A 20413-nucleotide genomic window follows, 5' to 3' on the forward strand; every position below is an offset into this window, starting at 1 on the left:
TAGGAGACAGCCATGAGCCATCTGCTGGACCGCCTGAACTTCCTGAAACCCACGCGCAAGGACGTGTTTTCGGAAGGGCATGGCCAGACCACGACCGAGAACCGCGACTGGGAGGACACCTATCGCTCGCGCTGGCGGCACGACAAGATCGTGCGCTCGACCCATGGGGTGAACTGCACGGGCTCATGCTCGTGGAAGATCTATGTCAAGTCCGGCATCGTCACCTGGGAAACGCAGCAGACCGACTATCCCCGCACAAGGCCGGACCTGCCCAACCACGAGCCGCGCGGCTGCGCGCGCGGCGCCTCATACAGCTGGTATCTTTACTCCGCGAACCGGGTAAAGACGCCGCTGATCCGCGGCCGGCTGATGAAGCTGTGGCGCGAAAAGCGCAAGACCATGACGCCCATCCAGGCATGGACCGCGATCCAGAACGACCCGCAGGCCCGCGAAAGCTATACCCGCATCCGCGGCAAGGGCGGCTTCGTGCGCGCGACCTGGGACGAGGCGACCGAGATCACCGCCGCCGCCAACGCCTATACCGCCCGGACATACGGCCCCGACCGGGTCTTCGGCTTTTCGCCGATCCCGGCCATGTCGATGATCTCCTATGCGGCGGGCACGCGCTACCTGTCGCTTCTGGGCGGCACCTGCATGTCCTTTTACGACTGGTATTGCGACCTGCCGCCGGCCAGCCCGCAGACCTGGGGCGAACAGACCGACGTGCCGGAATCGGCGGACTGGTATAATGCGGGCTACCTGCTGCTCTGGGGCTCGAACGTGCCGCAGACCCGCACGCCCGACGCGCATTTCTATACCGAGGCGCGCTATCGCGGCACCAAGTCGGCGGTGATCTGCCCCGACTATTCCGAGGCGGCGAAGTTCGGCGACATCTGGCTGAACGCCAAGCAGGGCACCGATGCGGCGCTTGGCATGGCCTTTGGCCATGTCATCCTGCGCGAATTCCACCTGGACCGGCAGGCCGAGTATTTCGAGGATTACTGCCGGCGCTATTCCGACATGCCGATGCTGGTGCGGCTGGACGAGCGTGACGGCCGCCTGATCCCCGGCCGCCAGCTGCGCGCCAGCGATTTCGACGGCGCGCTGGGACAGTCGAACAACCCGGAATGGAAGACGGTGGCCATCGACGAGGCCACGGATCGCATCGTGGTCCCGAACGGCTCGGTCGGTTTCCGCTGGGGCGAAGAGGGGCGCTGGAACCTGGAGCAGAAGGCCGGCGAGGACGAGGTCCGGCTGAAGATGAGCCTGATCCTGGACGAGGACCGCGACGACGTGCTTGGCGTCGACTTCCCCTATTTCGGCGGAGCCGCGACCAACGGCTTCGCGGTGGACGACCGCGGCGGGGTGCTGACTCGCAACGTGCCGGTCAAGCGCCTGACCCTGGCCAATGGCGAGGAGGCGCTGGTCGCCACGGTCTTCGACCTGTTCTGCGCCAATTACAGCCTGGACCGGGGCCTGGGCGGCGAGAACGTTGCCCGCGACTACGACGCCGACGTGCCGTTCACCCCCGCCTGGGCCGAGCGCATCACCGGCGTGCGTCGCGACAAGATCATCCAGGTCGCCCGCGAATTCGCCGCCAATGCCGAAAAGACCAACGGGCGGTCGATGATCATCATCGGCGCGGCGATGAACCACTGGTTCCACATGGACATGAACTATCGCGCCGTCATCAACATGCTGGTGATGTGCGGCTGCGTCGGCCAGTCGGGCGGCGGCTGGGCGCATTACGTCGGCCAGGAAAAGCTGCGCCCGCAGACCGGCTGGACGGCGCTGGCCTTTGCGCTGGACTGGGCACGGCCGCCGCGGCACATGAACTCGACCTCGGCCTGGTATGCCCATACCGACCAGTGGCGCTATGAGACGGTGAGCACGCAGGAAATCCTGTCGCCCACAGCGCCGGCGGGCGATTGGAGCCGGCTCAGCCTGATCGACTACAACATCCGGGCCGAGCGCATGGGCTGGCTGCCCTCGGCCCCGCAACTGCGTACCAACCCGCTGGAGGTCGGCCATGCGGCAAAGGCCGAAGGCATCCCCGCCAGGGACTATGTTGCGCGCGAGCTGAAATCCGGCGCGTTGCAGATGTCCTGCGAGGACCCGGATGCGCCTGAGAACTGGCCGCGCAACCTGTTCGTCTGGCGCTCGAACCTGCTGGGTTCCTCGGGCAAGGGGCATGAATATTTCCTCAAGCACCTGCTCGGCACCGATCACGGCGTGCAGGGCAAGGATCTGGGCGAGGAGGGGCGCCAGAAGCCGGTCGAGGCGGTCTGGCACGACCAGGCGCCGCAAGGCAAGCTGGACCTGCTGGTCACCATCGACTTCCGCATGTCCACCACCGCCGTCTATGCCGACATCGTCCTGCCGACCGCCAGCTGGTATGAAAAGGACGACATGAACACCTCGGACATGCATCCGTTCATCCACCCGCTGCAAGCGGCGGTGGACCCGGCATACGAGTCCAGGAGCGACTGGGAGATCTTCAAGTCCATCGCCCGCAAGTTCTCGGAAATCGCGCCCGAAGTGCTGGGGGTCGAGACCGACGTGGTCCAGCTTCCCCTGCAGCACGACAGCGCCGGCGAGATCGCCCAGCCCTTCGTGCAGGACTGGAAGCAGGGCGAATGCGAGTTGATCCCCGGCAAGACCGCGCCCGCCTATATCGAGATCGAGCGAGACTATCCGAACCTCTACAAACGCTTCACCGCGCTGGGCCCGTTGATGGAAAAGCTGGGCAATGGCGGCAAGGGCATCTCCTGGGACACCAGGGACGAGGTGCATCACCTGCAGGCGCTGAACGGCCGCGTGACCGAAGAGGGCGCGACCAAGGGCATGGCGCGGATCGAGACGGCGATCGACGCCGCCGAAGTGGTGCTGATGCTGGCGCCCGAAACCAATGGCGAGGTGGCGGTCAAGGCATGGGACGCGCTGTCCCGCGCCACGGGACGCGAGCACAGGCACCTGGCCGAGGTCAAGGAGGATGAGAAGATCCGCTTCCGCGACATCGCCGCCCAGCCACGGAAGATCATCTCGTCCCCCACCTGGTCGGGCATCGAAAGCGAGGAGGTCTGCTACAACGCCGGCTGGACCAACGTGCATGAGCTGATCCCGTGGCGCACCGTCTCGGGCCGCCAGCAGCTTTACCAGGACCACGAATGGATGCGCGCCTTTGGCGAGGGCTTCGTGACCTGGCGCCCGCCGGTCGACCTCAAGACCGTGGGTGCGGATGCGAGGAAATCGCTGGCCGCGGGCGAAAAGCACGTGGTGCTGAACTTCCTGACCCCGCACCAGAAATGGGGCATCCACTCGACCTATACCGACAACCTCTTGATGCTGACGCTGAACCGCGGCGGCCCGGTGGTGTGGATCTCGGAAATCGACGCCAGGAAAGCCGGGCTGGTCGACAACGACTGGGTCGAGGTCTTCAACAGCAATGGCGTCATCACTGCCCGCGCGGTGGTCAGCCAGCGCATGAAGGAAGGCAGCATGTTCATGTATCACGCCCAGGAAAAGATCGTGAACACGCCCGGCAGCCAGATCACCAACCTGCGCGGCGGCATCCACAACTCGGTGACGCGCATCGTGCCCAAGCCCACCCACATGATCGGCGGCTATGCCCAGTTGGCCTATGGCTTCAACTATTACGGCACCGTGGGCGCGAACCGGGACGAATTCGTCATCGTCCGCAAGATGAACAAGGTCGACTGGCTTGACCGACCCCTGGAAACGGGCCCCGCAACCCAAGGTATGGAGGCAGCGGAATGAAAGTGCGTGCGCAAATCGGCATGGTGCTGAACCTGGACAAGTGTATCGGCTGCCATACCTGCTCGGTGACCTGCAAGAACGTCTGGACCTCGCGCGAGGGCGTCGAATACGCCTGGTTCAACAATGTCGAGACCAAGCCCGGCATCGGCTATCCCAAGGATTGGGAGAACCAGAAGCGCTGGAACGGCGGCTGGGTGCGGACCCGCTCGGGGCATTTGCAACCCAAGCAGGGCGGCAAGTGGCGGATCCTGGCGAATATCTTCGCCAACCCCGACCTGCCCGAGATCGACGATTTCTACGAGCCCTTCGATTTCGACTACGACCACCTGAAATCGGCGCCCGAGATGCAGGCTTTCCCGACCGCCCGGCCGCGATCCAAGATCTCGGGCGAGCGGATGGAAAAGATCGAATGGGGCCCGAACTGGGAGGAAATCCTGGGCGGCGAGTTCGAGAAACGCAGCAAGGACTATAACTTCGAGGGCATCCAGAAGGACATCTACGGCGAATACGAAAACACCTTCATGATGTATCTGCCGAGGCTTTGCGAGCATTGCCTCAACCCGGCCTGCGTCGCCTCGTGCCCCTCGGGCGCGATCTACAAGCGCGAAGAGGACGGGGTGGTGCTGATCGACCAGGACAAGTGCCGGGGCTGGCGGATGTGCGTATCGGGCTGCCCCTACAAGAAGATCTATTACAACTGGTCCACCGGAAAATCGGAAAAATGCATCCTGTGCTATCCGCGCCTTGAATCGGGCCAGCCCACGGTCTGCTCGGAAACCTGCGTCGGCCGCATCCGTTATCTGGGCGTGATGCTTTACGACGCGGACAAGATCGCCGAGGCCGCCGCGGCGGAATCGGAGATGGATCTTTACGACGCGCAGCTCGGCGTCTTCCTGGACCCCAACGACCCCGAGGTGGTCGCCGCCGCCCGCGCCGAGGGCGTACCCGAGGACTGGATCAAGGGCGCGCAGAAATCGCCGATCTGGAAGATGGCGATGGAATGGAAGATCGCCTTCCCGCTGCACCCGGAATACCGCACCCTGCCGATGGTCTGGTATGTGCCGCCGCTGTCGCCGATCCAGAACGCCGCCGAGGCGGGCAAGATCGCCGCCCAGGACGACATGCCCGACGTGCGCAGCCTGCGCATCCCGCTGCGCTATCTGGCGAACATGCTGACCGCGGGGGACGAGGCGCCCGTCGCCGCCGCGCTGGAGCGGATGCTGGCCATGCGCAGCTACATGCGCTCGAAAACGCTGGACGGGGTGGTCAACCTGGGCGTCGCCAAGCGCGTCGGCCTGACGCCGCAGCAGATCGACGAGATGTATCATCTGCTCGCCATCGCCAATTACGAGGATCGCTTCGTCATCCCGACCACGCATCGCGAGATCGTCGAGGATGCCTATGACCTGCGCGGGGGCTGCGGCTTCACCGACGGGCATGGCTGCTCGTCGGGCGACAGCCCCTCGCTCTTCGGCGGCAAGAAGTTTCGCAGCCCGCAGGAGTTCATCGCATGAAAAGCTTCCGAGCCCTTTCCGCGCTGCTCAGCTATCCCAGCGAGGATCTGATCGCCGCACTGCCCGAAATCGACGCAATCCTGCAGGCCGAGGGGCTGTTCGGCCCCAAGCGCATGGAGGAAATCCGCCGCCTGCTGCATGAACTGCGGCAGGGCGACCTCTACGATCTTCAGGAGCGCTATGTGCTGCTGTTCGACCGCTCGCGCAGCCTGTCGCTGAACCTGTTCGAGCATGTGCATGGCGAAAGCCGCGACCGCGGCGGCGCCATGGTGGACCTGCTGGAGACCTATCGCGCCGGCGGCTTCGACCTGGTCGGGTCGGAACTGCCCGACCACCTGCCGGTGCTGCTGGAATACCTCTCGACCCGGCCCCTGCCCGAGGCAGAGGCGCTCCTGGCCGATGCGTCCCATATCCTCGTCGCGCTGGCCGAACGGCTGACGCGGCGCGAGACGGCCTATGCCGGCGTGCTCAGCGCGTTGGTGACGCTGGTCGTGACCGAGCCGGCCGCGCTGCCCGAGGAACTGGCCGCCGTCCCCGACGACGACCCCGAGGACCTGGCGGCGCTGGATGCCGTCTGGGAAGAGGCGCAGGTCACCTTCGGCCCCGATCCCAATGCCGGCTGCCCGGTCAGCCGCGACATCCTTGCCCGCATGGACGCCCCGCGCGTCGCCAACCCGGCGCAATGAACGAGGAGGCTCAGATGAACAATTTCCTTTTCGGCATCTACCCCTATATCGCCATCACGGTGATGATCCTCGGTTCGGTCATCCGCTACGACCAGGACCCGTTCAGCTGGAAATCGAAGTCCAGCCAGATCCTGCGGCGGCGGCAATTCGTCATCGGCTCGGTCCTGTTCCATGTCGGCGTGCTGGTGATCCTTGGCGGCCATCTGGTCGGGTTGCTGACGCCGGTCGCCGTATTCGACGGCTTGGGCATCAGCCATGGCGCCAAGCAGGTGCTGGCGATGACCGCGGGCGGCATCGCCGGGGTCATGGCGCTGGTGGGCGGCGGGATGCTGCTGCATCGTCGGCTTTACGACCCGCGGGTGCGCGCCCATACCACCCTGGCCGATACCGGCATCCTGGCCTTGCTGATCGCGCAGCTGGTGCTGGGGCTGATGACCATCCTGGTCTCGATGCAGCATCTGGACGGGCACGAGATGGTGCTGCTGATGTCCTGGGCGCAAGGGATCGTCTATTTCCGCGCCGGCGCGGCCGAGCATCTGGCCCATGTGCATTGGCTCTTCAAGCTGCATATCCTGCTGGGGCTGACCATCTTCCTGCTGTTCCCGTTCACGCGGCTTGTCCACATGATCTCGGCCCCCGTGCGCTATCTGTGGCGGCCGGGCTACCAGATCGTGCGGACCAAGCGTCAACCGGCCAAGCGCTATCCGGCGGAGTAAGGGCGATGCAGATGAAACCGCTGCTGCCGCCGGTCGTCGTGAACGGCGTGACCATCGACCCCGGCCGCATCGCGGCCGAGGCGCAGAACCATCCCGCGCCCAAGGGCAAGCCCGGCCATGCCTGGCGGGCCGCGGCCCGGGCGCTGGCGGTGCGCGAGCTTCTGCTGCAAGAGGCGCGCTCGCGGGGCATCGCCGCCGAGCCGGCCGAGCTTGCCCCCGGCCAATGGGAGACCGAGGACGAGGCCGCGATCCGCGCCCTGCTGGACCTGGCGATCCGGCCCGCGCCCGCCGACGAGGCGGCGCTGGCCGCGCATTACGCCGCGCATCCCGAACAGTTCCGTGCCCCCTCGCTTTACGAGGCGGCGCATATCCTGTTCGCCGCCGCGCCCGAGGATACCTCGGCTCGCACCGAGGCGCGGGCGCGGGCCGAGGCGGTGCTGGCCGAACTCCGGGCCGAGCCGCGGCGGTTTGCCGAACTGGCCGCGCGTTACAGCGCCTGCTCGTCCAAAACCGCCGGCGGGATGCTGGGGCAACTGACCTCGGGCGATACCGTGCCCGAGTTCGATGCCGTGCTGGCCACCATGGAGGAGGGCGCGCTGGCCCTGGCCGAGACGCGCTACGGCCTGCATGTCATCCGGCTGGATGCCCGGGCGCGGGGCGAGGTCCTGCCATTCGAGTCCGTGCTGCCGCAATTGCGGCAGGCGCATGACAAGGCGGCCTGGCTGCGCGCCAGCCGCGACTACCTGGACGGGCTGGTCGCCGGGGCCGAGATCTCGGGCATTTCCTTCGACCAGCAGGGGCGCGCGTGATGCATCTGGCCTATGTCAGCCTGCCCGGCCGCGGGGCGAACGACCGCTTCCTTGCCGCCATTGCCGAACGGGCGCAGGCGGCGGGGTTGCGGCTGGCCGGGACCGTGCAGGTCAATATCCAGCGCGAGGGGCGCATCAAATGCGACATGGACCTGCGCGTGCTGCCCGGCGGCCCGGTGCTGCGCATCAGCGAGGACCGCGGCAACGGCGCGCGCGGCTGCCGGCTGGATGCGGGCGTGCTGGAGGCGGCGGTGCTGGGCGTCACGGCGGCGCTGCCCGGTGCCGACCTGCTGCTGGTCAACAAGTTCGGCAAGCAGGAGGCCGATGGCCGCGGCTTCGCGCCCCTGATCGCCGAGGCCCTGTCGCGCGGCATCCCGGTCCTGGCCGGGGTGAACGGGCTGAACCTGCCTGCATTCCAGGCGTTCGCCGACGGGCTTGCTGCGCCGCTTGCCGCCGATCAGGCGCTGGTCATGGACTGGTGTCGGCGGGTCTGCAGGCTGCAACCGGCCTGAGGCGCAGACCCTGCAAGAAAAAGGCCCGGTCGCATGGCCGGGCCTTTTCGCATTGTGGCTCAGGCCGCGTGCCTTGCGCCCGAAAGCGGCTTTTTCGCGACGCGCGGCCGGGCCAGCACCGGCAGGTAAAGCAGCGCGAAGCCGCCGAAGGCCAGAAGCCAGAGCGTGCCCGACAGGTGCAGCAGCCAGACCTGTGCCGGAAGCAAGCCGGCCAGCAGCCGCAGCACCACCGAGCCGATGAGCGCCAGATATAGCGCCGTGGTGCCGGGTCCGGCATGCAGCGCCCGGCCGCTATGGCCAAGGCTCGCCCGGCTCATCACCGCCAGCGTCATCAGGCCGATGGCGCCGGCCAGCCAGACATGCCGCGCCGGTGCCGCCGCGATCAGGTCCAGGCCCGCCGCCGCCTCGGCCCAGAAACCCAATGCCAGCAGCGCATAGGCCAGGTGCAGCACCCAAAGCAACGGCTCGGCCCCGGTCCGCAAGCCTTGCCAGCGCGCCAGCCGCCACAGATGCGCCGCGCCGCAGGCCAGCATCAGCCAGGGCATGGCCGGCGCCTCGGGCACGGCGACGAAGCCCGCCAGGGTGACGACCGTCAGGCCCAGCACCAGCCCGTCGCCGCGGCCGAAGGGCGCAGGCAGGTGTTTCGCGCCCCGCGCCGCCAGCCAGTTGCGGGTAAAGCTGGGGATGATCCGCCCGCCGATCAGCGCGATCAGGATCAGCGCCGCGGCCAGTCCCAGCCGCATGCCCATGCCCTCAAAGGCCGGGTCGCCGCGGGCGGCCTCGATGTGGAACAGCGCGTTGCCGGCGGTGAACAGCGCCAGCAGCGCCAGCACCGGCAGGTTGCGCCAGTTCCGGCCGCGCAGGATCTCGCGTGCCAGGAAGGCGGCCAGCGACAGGACCCAGGCCAGGTCGATCAGCATGACCAGCCGCCAGTCGACCAGCGCCGAGACGGCGACGGCAACCCGGCCCAGAAGCCACAGCCCGACCAGCCCGGCCAGGGGCATGCCCATCACCGGCAGCCGCCCGGTCCAGTTCGGCACCGCGGTCAGCAGGAAGCCGGCGATGACCCCGCCCAGATAGCCGAAAAGGAACTCATGCGCGTGCCAGCTGAACGGATCGAAGGCCAGGGGCAGGATCTCGGCCCCGCCGAGCATGGCCACCCAGATCGCCATGGCCAGCGCGGCCCAAAGCGCCGAGATGAGGAAGAAGGCCCGGAAGCCGTGGCTCAGCAGCACCGGCCCGTGATAGTTGCGCATGCGCTCCGAGGTGGACATCGCGCGTCTCCGTCAGAAATGGATCAGGGGCAGGGGGCGGCGCCGGGGCGCGCCTCGAGGAACCCTTGGGCAAAGATGGCGCCGGGCTGGATGCGCCGCAAGTCGGCCAAAGCGTCGCGGGGGGAAAGCCCGCTTTCCAGCAGGCACGCGTAAAGCCGGGCCACGGCCGCGAAGTCGCCCGGCTGCGGCGACAGCCGCAACGCGCCGACGCCGGCCTCGCGCAGGGGGTCGACCTGTCCCGCCACGCTCATATGGGTATAGCTCAGCGTCTGCACGCCGTTCACGGTCAGGAAGGGCTGGCCCTCCAGCGTCTCGACCGTGCGGCCGTCGGGATCTTCGGCGCAGACGAACTGGCAGCTGTCCTTGGCGCGGTCGTGCAGCCGCGCGTGATAGCAGCGCCCCGAGATCGCCAGCGGCGCCCGGCCATGGCCCCAGACCTCGACCGCGACGCCCGCCTGCTGTCCGGCGCGGGCCAGTTGCGCGACCGATTCCAGCGGCAGCTCCGGCGGCAGGCAGATGCGCCGCGCGCCCCGCGCCGCCAGCCATTCCAGCGTGCCCTCGTTATAGACGTTGACCGTCGGGCCGACCCAGAAGGGCGCGCCTTCGGGCAGGTGCTTCAGCGCGCTGAGATCGGCGATCTCGACCGGCAGGCCGGATGCGAACAGCTCGGCCGTCTGCCGGCGCTCGCGCTTGAGCGTGATCAGCGTCAGCGTTGACAGCGCCACCTCCTTGCCGGCGGCCAGCAGCACCTCGACCGCGGCGGGGATTTCGTGCTGCCAGAAGGGCAGGCGCTTCGAGCAGACCCATTCGCCGATCACCACCCGCTGAACGGGGGTGTCGGCCAAAGTCCGGTAGAAGGCGCGGACCTGCTCCGCGCTCCAGAAAAAGGCGATGGGGCCGACGGTCAGGTCCATGGTCATCTCCAGGTCTTGGCATAGGCGCCGGTGGTTGCGGCCTGGCCCTCGGTCAGCCGCGCAAGCAGTCCCTCGGGCATCGGGGCGCCCTGGTCGGCGGCCTCGACGGCGGCGCGGAAGGCGCGCACCACCTGCGCCACATAGGCGCGCGAGCGTTGCCGCCCCTCGATCTTCAGGGCGCTGACCCCGGCCTTTTGCAGCGCCGGGATCAGGCGGGTCGCGTCCAGGCTGACCGGGTCCTCGAAGATATGGCCGGTCTGGCTGTCCCCCTTGCCGTCGGGCGAGGTGAAGCAGCCCTTGCACAGCGTCGGATAGGGCACAGGCATGCCCTTGGGCGTGCGGTGGATCAGGAAATCGCCCAGCCGCGCCTCGTGATTGCCGGCCACATCGGCATAGGCGACATGGCTTGCGGGCGAGCAGACGCCGTTCATGTTAGGCGAAAGCCCGGTCGCATAGGAGGACAGCGAACAGCGTCCCTCGGCCATGACGCAAAGCCCGCCGAAGACGAAAACCTCGGTTTCCACGTCGATCTCGCGATTGATGGCGGTGATCTCCTCGACCGACAGCACGCGCGGCAGGACGACGCGGCGGATGCCGAAAGCCTCGGCATAGAAGTTGATCGCGTCGGGATTGGCGGCGGCGGCCTGCACAGACAGGTGCAGCCGCAGGCCGGGATGGGCCTCGGCGGCATGGGCGATCAGGCCCAGGTCGGCCAGGATCACCGCATCTGCGCCCAGATCGGCGGCGTCGCGGACGGCGCGGTGCCACAGCACCTGGTCTCCGGCGCGCGGGAAGGTGTTGATCGCCACCAGCACCTTGGCGCCGCGCGCATGGGCATAGGCCACGCCCTCGGCCAGTTCCTCGCGGCTGAAGTTCAGCCCGGGAAAGTTGCGGGCATTGGTTTCGTCGGCAAAGCCGCAATAGACCGTATGCGCGCCCGCATCGACCGCCGCGCGCAGCGCCGCCGGGGTTCCGGCCGGGCAGACCAGCTCCATCATGGCATCACCTCTTGTCGGGACAGAATCAGGCCGCTCTTGCGCGCCACCAATGCCGAGCCGCGGCGCAGCCAGCGGTCCAGCGGCCGGCCGGACAGCCCCGCCAGTTCCTCGGTCAGGTCCAGTTCGGCGTCGTCCAGCGCATTGCGCAGCGCCAGCACCGCCGAGGTGTCGCCCCCGATCTGCAATTCGCCGGAAAAGAACAGCGCATCGCCATCCTCGGCGCCGTGCAGCATGGCCAGGAATGCCGCCAGCCCGCCGCGGATCGCGGCGTCATGCCCGGGCTCGGGCGCATGGCGCGCATGGGCGGTCAGCCGCCGCGCCTCGGGCTGCATCAACAGCAGGAACGGCGCGTCGCTGACATCAAGCAGGAATCGTGCCTGGGCGTAGGGGCCGAGCCGCGACAGGATCGCCGGCTTTTTCGCGGCGATCCGGCGCAGGAACGCCGTCAGCGCCAGGCCAAGGGCCGGGCGGGCAAGCGGCGGGGGCGGAAGCCGCATCAGAAGCGGCGGCAGGGTGGGGCGCTGGGTCATGTCCCGGGTCTAGGCCGGTCAATCGGCGCTGTGATTGATATTCGTCAAATCAGCCGAGGAAATTCCCGCCTAGCCTTTGCTTCATGACGCCCGCCGGCCGCGGGCTTGCCGGAGCCTTCGATGCGCAGTCTTCCCTCGTTTCCCGATCTGCGGGCCTTCCTGTCCTGGCTAGAGGCGCGGGGCGAGCTTGCCCGCATCGCCGAGCCGGTGTCGCTGCGCCACGAGATGACCGCGGTGCAACTGGCCTGCCTGCGCCGCGGCGGCCCGGCGCTGCGCTTCGACCGGCCCCAGGGGGCGCGCATTCCCGTTGTCGCCAATCTTTTCGGCACGCGGGCGCGGGTCGCGGCCGGGCTGGGGCTGCAGCCGGACGAGATCGCGGGCTTTGGCGAGTTCCTGGCCGCGCTGCGCAGCCCGGCCCCCGTCGAGGGCATGCGCGACGCCATGTCGCGCTGGCCGATGCTGCGCGCGGCGCTGGCGACGCGGCCCAGGCTTTTGCGCCACGGCCCGGTGCAGGAGGAGGAATTGCCCGGCCTCGATTCGCTGCCGGTGCAGACGCCCTGGCCGGGGGATGGCGGGCCTCTGATCACCTGGCCGGTGGTACTGACCCGGCCGCAGGACAGCCGGACCGAGGATCTGACCCGCTACAACCTCGGCGTCTATCGCGCGCAGGTGCTGGCGCCCGACCGGCTGATCCTGCGCTGGCTGGCGCATCGCGGCGGGGCGGCGCATCACCGCAGCTGGGCGCGGGCGGGCGAGCCGATGCCCGTCGCCATCGCGCTTGGCGCCGATCCGGCGCTGCTGCTGGCCGCCGCGTTGCCGCTGCCCGAGACGGTTTCGGAACTGGGCTTTTCCGGCGTGCTGCGCGGTGCGCGCAGCGAACTCGTCGCAGCGCAGACCGTGCCGCTGATGGTGCCCGCCCGCGCCGAAGTGATCGTCGAGGGCTGGGTCCATCCCGGCGAGACGGCGCCCGAGGGACCGTTCGGCGACCATACCGGCTATTACAACGCCGTCGAACCCTTTCCGGTCATGCGCGTCAGCCGCATCACCTGCCGCAGCGATCCGCTTTACCTGTCCACCGTGACCGGCCGGCCGCCCGATGAGCCTTCGGTCATCGGCGAGGTGTTCAACGACCTGGCCCTGCCGGTGATCCGCGCCCAGATCCCCGAGATCACCGACCTGTGGCTGCCGCCCGCCGCCTGTTCCTATCGCATGGCGGTGGTGGCGATCGACAAGCGCTATCCCGGCCAGGCGCGGCGGGTGATGATGGCGCTGTGGGGGATGCTGCCGCAATTCAGCTATACCAAGCTGGTCGTGGTGGTGGACCGCGACATCGACGTGCGCAGCTGGGACGACATCGCCTGGGCGATCTCGACCCGGATGGACCCCGGCCGCGACGTGATGCTGATCGACCGCACGCCGATGGATTACCTTGACTTCGCCTCGCCCGTCGAGGGGCTGGCGGGCAAGCTGGGGCTGGACGCCACCACCAAGATCGGCGCCGAGACCGCCCGCGAATGGGGCCGCGTCATGCAACTGGACCCTAAGCACGAGGCGCGGGCCGAGGCGCTGCTCGACGCGGTGCTGCCATGAGGGTGGTGCTGGGCGTATCGGGTGCCTCGGGCGCGGTTCTGGCGCTGGATTGCGCCCGCGCGCTGGCCCGGCTCGGGGCGGAAATCGACCTGGTCGTCTCTGCCATGGCCGAACGAACGCTGGCCGAAGAGGTCGGCGCCGTGGCGCTGTCCGACCTGCGCTCGCTGGCTACGCGCGTCCATGACCAGCGCGACCTGGGGGCCGGGATCGCCTCGGGCTCCTGCCCGGTCGCGGGCATGATCGTCGCGCCCTGCTCGATGCGCAGCCTCGCGGCCATCGCGCATGGTTTCGACGACGGGTTGATGACCCGCGCCGCCGGCGTGCAGCTGAAGGAACGCCGGCCGCTGGTGCTGCTGGCGCGCGAGGCGCCGCTGACGTTGGCGCATCTGGAAAACATGCAGGCCGCGACCCGGATGGGTGCGGTGATCCTGCCGCCGGTGCCGGCCTTCTACCTGCGCCCGCAAAGCCTGGCCGAAGCCACCGCCCAGATCGCCGCCCGCGCGGTCGATCTGTTGCGCCTCGGCCCGCCACTGGCCCAAGCCTGGGCCCCCGCTCGACCCGCCCCCCATGGAGGAGATCAACATGACTGACATCACCCTTGCGCCCGACAGTATCGTCGGGGACATCGCCGCCCGGCTTCCGGGCGCCGCCGATGTGTTCCGCCGCGCCGGCATCAGCTTTTGCTGCGGCGGCAATGCCACGCTGGCCGACGCGGCGGCCAAGGCCGGCATGGACCTGCCGGCGCTGACCGCCGAATTGCAATCGCTGATCGACCGCGCCGGGCGCGACGCGCCGGCCGAAACCCCGGCGCTGATCGACCATATCCTGACGCGCTATCACGATACCCATCGCGAGGAACTGGGCTGGCTGATCGGCCTGGCCGAGCGGGTCGAGATGGTGCATGGCGACCATGACGAGGCGCCGCTGGGCCTGACCGAGGCGCTGGTCGCGCTGCGCGACGATCTGGAATTGCATATGTCCAAGGAAGAGACCGTGCTGTTCCCCGCCATCCTGCAAGGCGCCGGTGCGATGCTGGCCGGGCCGATCCGGGTCATGCAGGCCGAGCATGAGGATACCGGGCAACTGCTGCGCCGGATCGAGCATGTCACCCATGGCCTGACCCTGCCGGTCGGCGCCTGCGGTTCATGGACGGCGCTTTATACCGGCTTGCGCAAGCTGTGCGACGACGTGGTTGCCCATATCCACCTGGAGGAGGAGGTGCTGTTCCCGCGCGTGCTTGCGGCCTGAGGCATGGCGGGCGGCGTCGGGGCTTGCCGGGGCTTTCGGCGATCCGAAGGCGCCCGCGGCCCGGTTTCAGGCGCTGCTGCGCGTTGGAACGTCGAAGCGGGCGCGCTTCAGGATCGTGCCCGTGGCATCGATGGTCAGGCGCAGCGCCTGGCCCTGGAAAAAGAAGGTCAGGCGATGGCGCCCGGCATCCTCGCCCTCGCCGGTCTCGCAGCGGGTGGTGATGCGGTTCTCGCGCAGCAGTCCGGGCACGCGGCCGGGCTCGAGCCCGAAGGCCGAGGCGAGTTCCTGCGCCTCGACGACAAAGCCCTGTTCGGTCAAGTCGATCCTGTTCATGTCCATGCGATTTCCCCCTGGACGCCATGCTTGGCATATGGGCATGCGCCAGGGGTTTTGCCATGGCGCAATCGCGGCTGCACCCGATCTTGGTCAAGAACAGGGCGCGGGCGATCCCGTCGCGCCGCGCCCGTTCCCCTGTCGGCGGTAAGGCCGGTGCCGGCTCAGTTGACCTGCGCCAGTTCGGCATCCATGCGCTCGCGCGCCTTCTTGGGCATCTTCGCCGTCTGGGCGGCGTCGAGGTTTTCCGGCGCATCTCCGACCTGCACCAGCCCGACCATGCCCATGCCGAAATGCGGGGTGCATTTCACGCCGTAAAGTCCGGGCTCGGTCACGGTCAGCGCATAGGCTTCGTTGATCTTGCTTTTGAAGGTCTCGACGCCTTCGGGCAGGATTTCCTTGATGGCTTCGACGTTGTGGCTCTTGTCGGTGGGGATGAAGTTGATCACGTCGCCCGGCTCGGCGCGGATGAAGGCCGGCTCGAAGACCATGGCGCCCGATTCGCCCTTGTTGAGCATGTGCACCTCGTGGGTCGCGGCGAAGGCGGGGGCAAGAAGACCAAGCGCCAGCATGGCGCCTGCGGCTGCGGCAAGGGATTTGTGGAACATCGTGTTCTCCTTGGTAGTCAGGGCGGAACGCCCGCCCGTCGCCCCGTCCTAGGGCCTTTCCGGGCCGCGGGGCTTGAGAATTGTCAAATACCGAGGAAAAAACTCGGCCACTCGGCCTGACAGATTGTCGCAGGGTCGGGACGATCGCCCCTCCCGGGCCGGCTTGCCCCAGCGTCACTGCGTTTTGCTTGACCTAAGTCAACGTCCGGGATGCGGCAAAGGCATTAGAGAAGGGCCATGTGCTGCCGCGCGATCCATAAACGGGCCCAGGGCCTTGTCGCCTTCGCCGCGATTCTCCTTCTTCTGCTTGCGGGATGGGTCGGGACGGGTGCGGCGATGCCCGCCCATATCGCAGCGGCGATGAGCGGGCCCTTGCAGGAGGTCGCCATTTGCGCCGAGGGCCATGCCGCCACGATCTGGCTGGATGCCGAAGGCAATGAACACCCCGCCCCGCAGGAATGCCGCGACTGCCCGGTCTGCCACCCGCCTGCCCTGACCGCCGATCCCCAGCCGCAACTGCCGGCCGCGCCGGGCCGCTGGCTGCCCCAGGCCACGCGGCTTGCGGCGGCGCAGGTGCGCGGCGCGGGCCGGCCCCTTCTGGTGCAGGTGCGCGGCCCTCCGTCTTTCTCCTCTGCCTGGACCCATGCGGTCCCGTCGCCTGCGGGCGACCGTCCTTCGCCTGATGCGGTCGATCCGCGCCAGCCGATGCGCGGGATCCGGGCAATTGCCAGGGATGCCCGAGCATGAAGATCCTCCGCCTTGTCCTGACGATTGCGTCGCTGCTGCTTCCCGCGCTGCCGGCGGCTGCCGAAAGCGTGCTGGCGCAATTGTTGCCCGAACAGGACGCGGCCGAACTGGTGCCCGGCGCCGACGGGTTCGGGCCGATCCGGGCCGACCTGGCCGTCGCGCCGGTGCTGAAGGGCGGCGAGACCGTCGCCGATGCCTTCGTCACCTCGGATTTCGTCGGCACCACCGGCTATTCCGGCAAGCCCATCCATACGCTGGTCGCGCTGGACGAGGATGCGAAGGTCGCCGGCGTCCGGCTGGTCAAGCATTCCGAGCCCATCGTGCTGATCGGCATCCCCGAAGCCAAGGTCAAGGCGCTGGTCGAGGGCTACAGGGGCCTCGATCTGGTGGCCGAGGCGCAGTCGGGCGGCACCGCGCATGAGGTCGAGATCATCTCGGGCGCCACGGTCACGGTAATGGTGATCGACGATTCCATCGTGCGCTCGGGCCTGAAGGTCGCGCGTGCGCTGGGTCTTGGCGGCCTTGCCCCCGAAACCGTGGCGGCCGGCCCGAAATTCGAGATCGACCCCGAGGCCGTCCCACCCGCCGACTGGCACGAGATGGAGGGCGACGGCACCCTGCGCCGGCTGTCGCTGGATGTCGGCCAGGTGAACGCGGCCTTTGCCGCCAACCCCGACGCCCGCGCCGCCGAACGCGCGCTGACGCAGGCGCCCGAGACCACCTTCATCGAGATGCAGGCCGGGCTGGTCTCGGTCCCCGCCATCGGCGGCGCGCTTCTGGGGCCGGCGCAGGATGCGAACCTGAAAAGCTGGCTGGCGCCGGGCGACCAAGCCATCGCGGTGATGGGGCGCGGGCTCTACAGCTTCAAGGGCTCGGGCTATGTCCGCGGCGGCATCTTCGACCGCATCGTGCTGATCCAGGACGACGTTTCGGTCCGTTTCCGCGACCGCGACCACCGGCGGATGAACGCCATCGCCGCCGAGGGCGCGCCGGAATTCACCGAGATGGACCTGTTCAAGATCCCGGCCGCCTCGGGCTTCGACCCCGCGAAACCCTTTCGCATCCAGTTGCTGGTGCAGCGCGAGGTCGGGCCGATCGAGAAGGTGTTCCATACCTTCGACCTGGGCTACCAACTGCCGCAGAAATACCTGCGCAGCATCGCCCCGGCGCCCGAGGCCGCCGCACCCGCGGCGCAGGCGGACGAGAGCCAGGCCCAGGCGCAGCTGTGGAAACGCATCTGGCTGGATTCCAAGCCCAAGATCGCCGGGCTTGCCGCCATGCTGCTGGTGCTGACCGGAGTGTTCTTCTTCCAAAGCTTCACGACCCGCTACGAGCGCGCCTTCTATGTCTTCCGCATGGCATACCTGACCGTGACGCTGGTCTTTCTGGGCTGGTATGCCAATGCGCAACTGTCGGTCGTGAACCTGATGGCGCTGTTCGGCAGCCTGGTGAACGGCTTCAGCTGGCAGGCCTTCCTGCTGGATCCGCTGACCTTCATCCTGTGGTTCGCGGTGGCCGCGGCGCTGCTTTTCTGGGGGCGCGGGGCCTATTGCGGCTGGCTTTGCCCCTTTGGCGCGCTGCAAGAGCTGACCAACCAGGTCGCCCGCAAGCTGCGCATCCCGCAATGGACGCTGCCCTGGGGGCTGCATGAGCGGCTGTGGCCGGTCAAATACATGATCTTCCTCGGCCTTTTCGGCGTCTCGCTGATGAGCGTGGAGCAGGCCGAGCATCTGGCCGAGGTCGAGCCCTTCAAGACCGCGATCATCCTGAAATTCATCCGCGCCTGGCCCTTCGTGGCCTATGCGGCGGCGCTGCTGATCGCGGGGCTGTTCGTCGAGCGGTTCTATTGCCGCTATCTGTGCCCGCTTGGCGCGGCGCTGGCGATCCCGGCCCGGATGCGCATGTTCGACTGGCTCAAGCGCTATCACGAATGCGGCAATCCCTGCCAGACCTGCGCCCGGCAATGTCCGGTCCAGTCGATCCATCCGACGGGCGAGATCAACCCCAACGAATGCATCAACTGCCTGCATTGCCAGGTGCTCTACCAGTCCGAAACCACCTGCCCGGTGGTCATCAAGAAGTTGAAGCGGCGCGAGGCCGTGGCCGCCGGCAGCATGCCCAAGCTGGGCCAGCCACCGGCCGGCCATCCCAACGCCGCCCGCAAGATTGAAGCTTAACCAGAAGGAGTTCGATCATGGAATCGAAACAGGAAAAGGGTCTCAGCCGCCGCGCGCTTTTGGGCGCGACAGCCGGGGGCGCGGCCGTGGCCGGCGCGTTCGGCGGACGGCTGGCGCTGGGGCCGGCGGCGCTCGGCCTGGGCACGGCGGGGGTCGCGACCGTCGCCGGCAGTGGTGCGGCGCTGGCCGCCAGCGGCGACGGCTCGGTCGCGCCGGGGCAACTGGACGACTACTACGGCTTCTGGTCCTCGGGCCAGAGCGGCGAGATGCGCATCCTTGGCATTCCCTCGATGCGCGAGCTGATGCGGGTTCCGGTCTTCAACCGCTGCTCGGCCACCGGCTGGGGCCAGACCAACGAATCGCTGCGCATCCATGAGCGCACCATGAGCGAGCGGACGAAGAAGTTCCTTGCCGCCAATGGCAAGCGCATCCACGACAACGGCGACCTGCACCACGTCCACATGTCCTTTACCGAGGGCAAATATGACGGCCGCTTCCTGTTCATGAACGACAAGGCCAATACCCGCGTGGCGCGGGTGCGCTGCGACGTGATGAAATGCGACGCCATCCTGGAGATCCCCAACGCCAAGGGCATCCACGGCCTGCGGCCGCAGAAATGGCCGCGCAGCAACTATGTCTTCTGCAATGGCGAGGACGAGACGCCGCTGGTCAACGACGGCACCAACATGGAGGACGTGGCGAATTACGTGAACGTCTTCACCGCCGTCGATGCCGACAAGTGGGAGGTCGCCTGGCAGGTGCTCGTCTCGGGCAACCTGGACAACTGCGATGCCGATTACGAGGGCAAATGGGCCTTTTCGACCTCCTACAACTCGGAAAAGGGGATGACCCTGCCCGAGATGACGGCGGCCGAGATGGACCATATCGTCGTCTTCAACATCGCCGAGATCGAAAAGGCCATCGCTGCCGGCGACTATCAGGAACTGAACGGCGTCAAGGTCGTGGATGGCCGGAAAGAGGCAAGCAGCCTGTTCACCCGCTATATCCCCATCGCCAACAACCCGCATGGCTGCAACATGGCGCCGGACAAGAAGCACCTGTGCGTCGCGGGCAAGCTGTCGCCCACGGTGACGGTGCTGGACGTGACCCGGTTCGACGCGGTGTTCTATGAGAACGCCGATCCGCGCAGCGCCGTGGTGGCCGAGCCGGAACTGGGCCTTGGCCCGCTGCACACCGCCTTCGACGGGCGCGGCAACGCCTATACCTCGCTGTTCCTCGACAGCCAGGTGGTCAAGTGGAACATCGAGGATGCCATCCGCGCCTATGCCGGCGAGAAGGTCGACCCGATCAAGGACAAGCTGGACGTGCATTACCAGCCCGGCCACCTCAAGACCGTGATGGGCGAGACGCTGGACGCCACCAACGACTGGCTGGTCTGCCTGTCCAAGTTCTCGAAGGACCGCTTCCTGAACGTCGGGCCGCTGAAGCCGGAGAACGACCAGCTGATCGACATCTCGGGCGACAAGATGGTGCTGGTCCATGACGGCCCCACCTTTGCCGAGCCGCACGACGCCATCGCCGTGCACCCCTCGATCCTGTCCGACATCAAGTCGGTCTGGGACCGCAACGACCCGATGTGGGCCGAGACCCGCGCTCAGGCCGAGGCCGATGGCGTCGACATCGACAACTGGACCGAAGAGGTGATCCGCGACGGCAACAAGGTGCGGGTCTACATGTCCAGCGTGGCGCCGAGCTTCTCGATCGAGAGCTTTACCGTCAAGGAGGGCGACGAGGTCACGGTGATCGTCACCAACCTGGACGAGATCGACGATCTGACGCATGGCTTCACCATGGGCAACTACGGCGTCGCCATGGAGATCGGGCCGCAGATGACCAGCTCGGTCACCTTCGTCGCCGCCAATCCCGGGGTCTATTGGTATTATTGCCAATGGTTCTGCCATGCGCTGCACATGGAGATGCGCGGCCGCATGCTGGTCGAGCCGAAGGAGGCCTGAGTCC

18 protein-coding genes are annotated in these 20413 nt (G+C 67.8%); 12 read left to right on the plus strand and 6 right to left on the minus strand.

The genetic code is table 11. The features are described 5' to 3' along the window. The first annotated feature begins 12 nt into the window (after positions 1 to 12). From BLT64_RS18745 to BLT64_RS18770, 6 genes are read left to right on the plus strand one after another with little or no spacing between them, the layout of a single operon-like run. Positions 13 to 3777 carry a nitrate reductase subunit alpha gene (locus BLT64_RS18745; RefSeq protein WP_011750465.1) on the plus strand — a complete coding sequence of 1255 codons (3765 nt, stop codon included), beginning with the start codon at positions 13 to 15 and terminating at the stop codon, positions 3775 to 3777. After that, complete coding sequence (narH, locus tag BLT64_RS18750; protein ID WP_011750464.1) at positions 3774 to 5291, plus strand: nitrate reductase subunit beta; 1518 nt, start codon at positions 3774 to 3776, stop codon at positions 5289 to 5291. The genes BLT64_RS18745 and narH overlap by 4 nt, the downstream gene beginning before the upstream one ends. Further along, complete coding sequence (gene narJ / locus BLT64_RS18755) at positions 5288 to 5977, plus strand: nitrate reductase molybdenum cofactor assembly chaperone (RefSeq protein ID WP_011750463.1); 690 nt, start codon at positions 5288 to 5290, stop codon at positions 5975 to 5977. Before narH ends, narJ begins: the two co-directional genes overlap by 4 nt. Before the next feature lie 14 nt (positions 5978 to 5991). Next, entirely contained in the window at positions 5992 to 6693 is a 702-nt protein-coding gene (narI, locus tag BLT64_RS18760; protein ID WP_011750462.1) for a respiratory nitrate reductase subunit gamma, read from the plus strand. A gap of 11 nt (positions 6694 to 6704) precedes the next feature. After that, complete coding sequence (locus tag BLT64_RS18765; protein ID WP_232290556.1) at positions 6705 to 7502, plus strand: peptidylprolyl isomerase; 798 nt, start codon at positions 6705 to 6707, stop codon at positions 7500 to 7502. Next, positions 7502 to 8014, plus strand: a complete 513-nt coding sequence (locus BLT64_RS18770) for a DUF2478 domain-containing protein (RefSeq protein ID WP_011750460.1) — start codon at positions 7502 to 7504, stop codon at positions 8012 to 8014. Before BLT64_RS18765 ends, BLT64_RS18770 begins: the two co-directional genes overlap by 1 nt. Positions 8015 to 8073: 59 nt before the next feature. Here the strand turns inward: BLT64_RS18770 and BLT64_RS18775 are convergent, their stop codons facing one another. Genes BLT64_RS18775 through ubiT form a run of 4 tightly spaced genes read right to left on the minus strand, consistent with a single transcriptional unit; the run spans position 8074 to position 11730 of the window. Then, positions 8074 to 9288, minus strand: a complete 1215-nt coding sequence (locus tag BLT64_RS18775; protein ID WP_011750459.1) for an NnrS family protein — start codon at positions 9286 to 9288, stop codon at positions 8074 to 8076. Between the two features lie 23 nt (positions 9289 to 9311). Continuing rightward, entirely contained in the window at positions 9312 to 10202 is an 891-nt protein-coding gene (ubiV, locus tag BLT64_RS18780) for a ubiquinone anaerobic biosynthesis protein UbiV (RefSeq protein WP_011750458.1), read from the minus strand. Between the two features lie 2 nt (positions 10203 to 10204). After that, positions 10205 to 11197: a ubiquinone anaerobic biosynthesis protein UbiU gene (gene ubiU / locus BLT64_RS18785; protein ID WP_041530457.1), complete on the minus strand. Its 993-nt coding sequence runs from the start codon at positions 11195 to 11197 to the stop codon at positions 10205 to 10207. After that, on the minus strand, positions 11197 to 11730 hold the full coding sequence (gene ubiT, locus BLT64_RS18790; protein ID WP_011750456.1) for a ubiquinone anaerobic biosynthesis accessory factor UbiT: 534 nt from the start codon (positions 11728 to 11730) through the stop codon (positions 11197 to 11199). The genes ubiU and ubiT overlap by 1 nt, the downstream gene beginning before the upstream one ends. 120 nt (positions 11731 to 11850) lie before the next feature. Between ubiT and BLT64_RS18795 the strand changes: the two genes are divergently transcribed. Genes BLT64_RS18795 through ric form a run of 3 tightly spaced genes read left to right on the plus strand, consistent with a single transcriptional unit; the run spans position 11851 to position 14568 of the window. Continuing rightward, positions 11851 to 13320, plus strand: a complete 1470-nt coding sequence (locus tag BLT64_RS18795) for a UbiD family decarboxylase (protein WP_011750455.1) — start codon at positions 11851 to 11853, stop codon at positions 13318 to 13320. Beyond that, positions 13317 to 13910 (plus strand): UbiX family flavin prenyltransferase, encoded by a 594-nt coding sequence (locus BLT64_RS18800; protein ID WP_011750454.1) that lies wholly within the window; start codon positions 13317 to 13319, stop codon positions 13908 to 13910. Before BLT64_RS18795 ends, BLT64_RS18800 begins: the two co-directional genes overlap by 4 nt. Then, on the plus strand, positions 13903 to 14568 hold the full coding sequence (ric, locus tag BLT64_RS18805; protein ID WP_041530665.1) for an iron-sulfur cluster repair di-iron protein: 666 nt from the start codon (positions 13903 to 13905) through the stop codon (positions 14566 to 14568). Before BLT64_RS18800 ends, ric begins: the two co-directional genes overlap by 8 nt. Before the next feature lie 66 nt (positions 14569 to 14634). On the opposite strand, the gene BLT64_RS18810 is transcribed toward ric, so the two are convergent. Both BLT64_RS18810 and BLT64_RS18815 read right to left on the minus strand, forming a co-directional pair. Then, positions 14635 to 14907: a DUF6522 family protein gene (locus BLT64_RS18810; RefSeq protein ID WP_011750452.1), complete on the minus strand. Its 273-nt coding sequence runs from the start codon at positions 14905 to 14907 to the stop codon at positions 14635 to 14637. A gap of 158 nt (positions 14908 to 15065) precedes the next feature. Beyond that, the gene (locus BLT64_RS18815; RefSeq protein WP_011750451.1) at positions 15066 to 15509 is read right to left on the minus strand and encodes a pseudoazurin; all 444 of its coding nucleotides are present in this window, start codon (positions 15507 to 15509) and stop codon (positions 15066 to 15068) included. 336 nt (positions 15510 to 15845) lie between these two features. Here BLT64_RS18815 and BLT64_RS18820 point away from each other — a divergent pair, with 336 nt between their 5' ends. Genes BLT64_RS18820 through nosZ form a run of 3 tightly spaced genes read left to right on the plus strand, consistent with a single transcriptional unit; the run spans position 15846 to position 20409 of the window. Beyond that, a complete protein-coding gene (locus tag BLT64_RS18820; RefSeq protein WP_011750450.1) occupies positions 15846 to 16256 on the plus strand; it encodes a hypothetical protein in 411 nt (136 codons plus the stop codon). Further along, positions 16253 to 18433 (plus strand): NosR/NirI family protein, encoded by a 2181-nt coding sequence (locus tag BLT64_RS18825; protein ID WP_011750449.1) that lies wholly within the window; start codon positions 16253 to 16255, stop codon positions 18431 to 18433. The genes BLT64_RS18820 and BLT64_RS18825 overlap by 4 nt, the downstream gene beginning before the upstream one ends. Before the next feature lie 17 nt (positions 18434 to 18450). Continuing rightward, positions 18451 to 20409 carry a TAT-dependent nitrous-oxide reductase gene (gene nosZ / locus BLT64_RS18830; protein WP_011750448.1) on the plus strand — a complete coding sequence of 653 codons (1959 nt, stop codon included), beginning with the start codon at positions 18451 to 18453 and terminating at the stop codon, positions 20407 to 20409. Positions 20410 to 20413: the final 4 nt, after the last annotated feature.

It is taken from the genome of Paracoccus denitrificans, assembly GCF_900100045.1.
GTDB classification, from domain to species: domain Bacteria; phylum Pseudomonadota; class Alphaproteobacteria; order Rhodobacterales; family Rhodobacteraceae; genus Paracoccus; species Paracoccus denitrificans.

Coding starts and splice junctions, on each gene's coding strand:
- BLT64_RS18765 (WP_232290556.1), top strand. CDS start 6,705: ATGAAACCGCTGCTGCCGCCGGTCGTCGTGAACGGCGTGACCATCGAC.
- ric (WP_041530665.1), top strand. CDS start 13,903: ATGACTGACATCACCCTTGCGCCCGACAGTATCGTCGGGGACATCGCC.
- BLT64_RS18775 (WP_011750459.1), bottom strand. CDS start 9,288: ATGTCCACCTCGGAGCGCATGCGCAACTATCACGGGCCGGTGCTGCTG.
- BLT64_RS18810 (WP_011750452.1), bottom strand. CDS start 14,907: ATGGACATGAACAGGATCGACTTGACCGAACAGGGCTTTGTCGTCGAG.
- BLT64_RS18815 (WP_011750451.1), bottom strand. CDS start 15,509: ATGTTCCACAAATCCCTTGCCGCAGCCGCAGGCGCCATGCTGGCGCTT.
- nosZ (WP_011750448.1), top strand. CDS start 18,451: ATGGAATCGAAACAGGAAAAGGGTCTCAGCCGCCGCGCGCTTTTGGGC.
- ubiU (WP_041530457.1), bottom strand. CDS start 11,197: ATGGAGCTGGTCTGCCCGGCCGGAACCCCGGCGGCGCTGCGCGCGGCG.
- BLT64_RS18770 (WP_011750460.1), top strand. CDS start 7,502: ATGCATCTGGCCTATGTCAGCCTGCCCGGCCGCGGGGCGAACGACCGC.
- BLT64_RS18795 (WP_011750455.1), top strand. CDS start 11,851: ATGCGCAGTCTTCCCTCGTTTCCCGATCTGCGGGCCTTCCTGTCCTGG.
- BLT64_RS18800 (WP_011750454.1), top strand. CDS start 13,317: ATGAGGGTGGTGCTGGGCGTATCGGGTGCCTCGGGCGCGGTTCTGGCG.
- narI (WP_011750462.1), top strand. CDS start 5,992: ATGAACAATTTCCTTTTCGGCATCTACCCCTATATCGCCATCACGGTG.
- narJ (WP_011750463.1), top strand. CDS start 5,288: ATGAAAAGCTTCCGAGCCCTTTCCGCGCTGCTCAGCTATCCCAGCGAG.
- BLT64_RS18825 (WP_011750449.1), top strand. CDS start 16,253: ATGAAGATCCTCCGCCTTGTCCTGACGATTGCGTCGCTGCTGCTTCCC.
- ubiV (WP_011750458.1), bottom strand. CDS start 10,202: ATGGACCTGACCGTCGGCCCCATCGCCTTTTTCTGGAGCGCGGAGCAG.
- ubiT (WP_011750456.1), bottom strand. CDS start 11,730: ATGACCCAGCGCCCCACCCTGCCGCCGCTTCTGATGCGGCTTCCGCCC.
- BLT64_RS18820 (WP_011750450.1), top strand. CDS start 15,846: ATGCCCGCCCATATCGCAGCGGCGATGAGCGGGCCCTTGCAGGAGGTC.
- narH (WP_011750464.1), top strand. CDS start 3,774: ATGAAAGTGCGTGCGCAAATCGGCATGGTGCTGAACCTGGACAAGTGT.
- BLT64_RS18745 (WP_011750465.1), top strand. CDS start 13: ATGAGCCATCTGCTGGACCGCCTGAACTTCCTGAAACCCACGCGCAAG.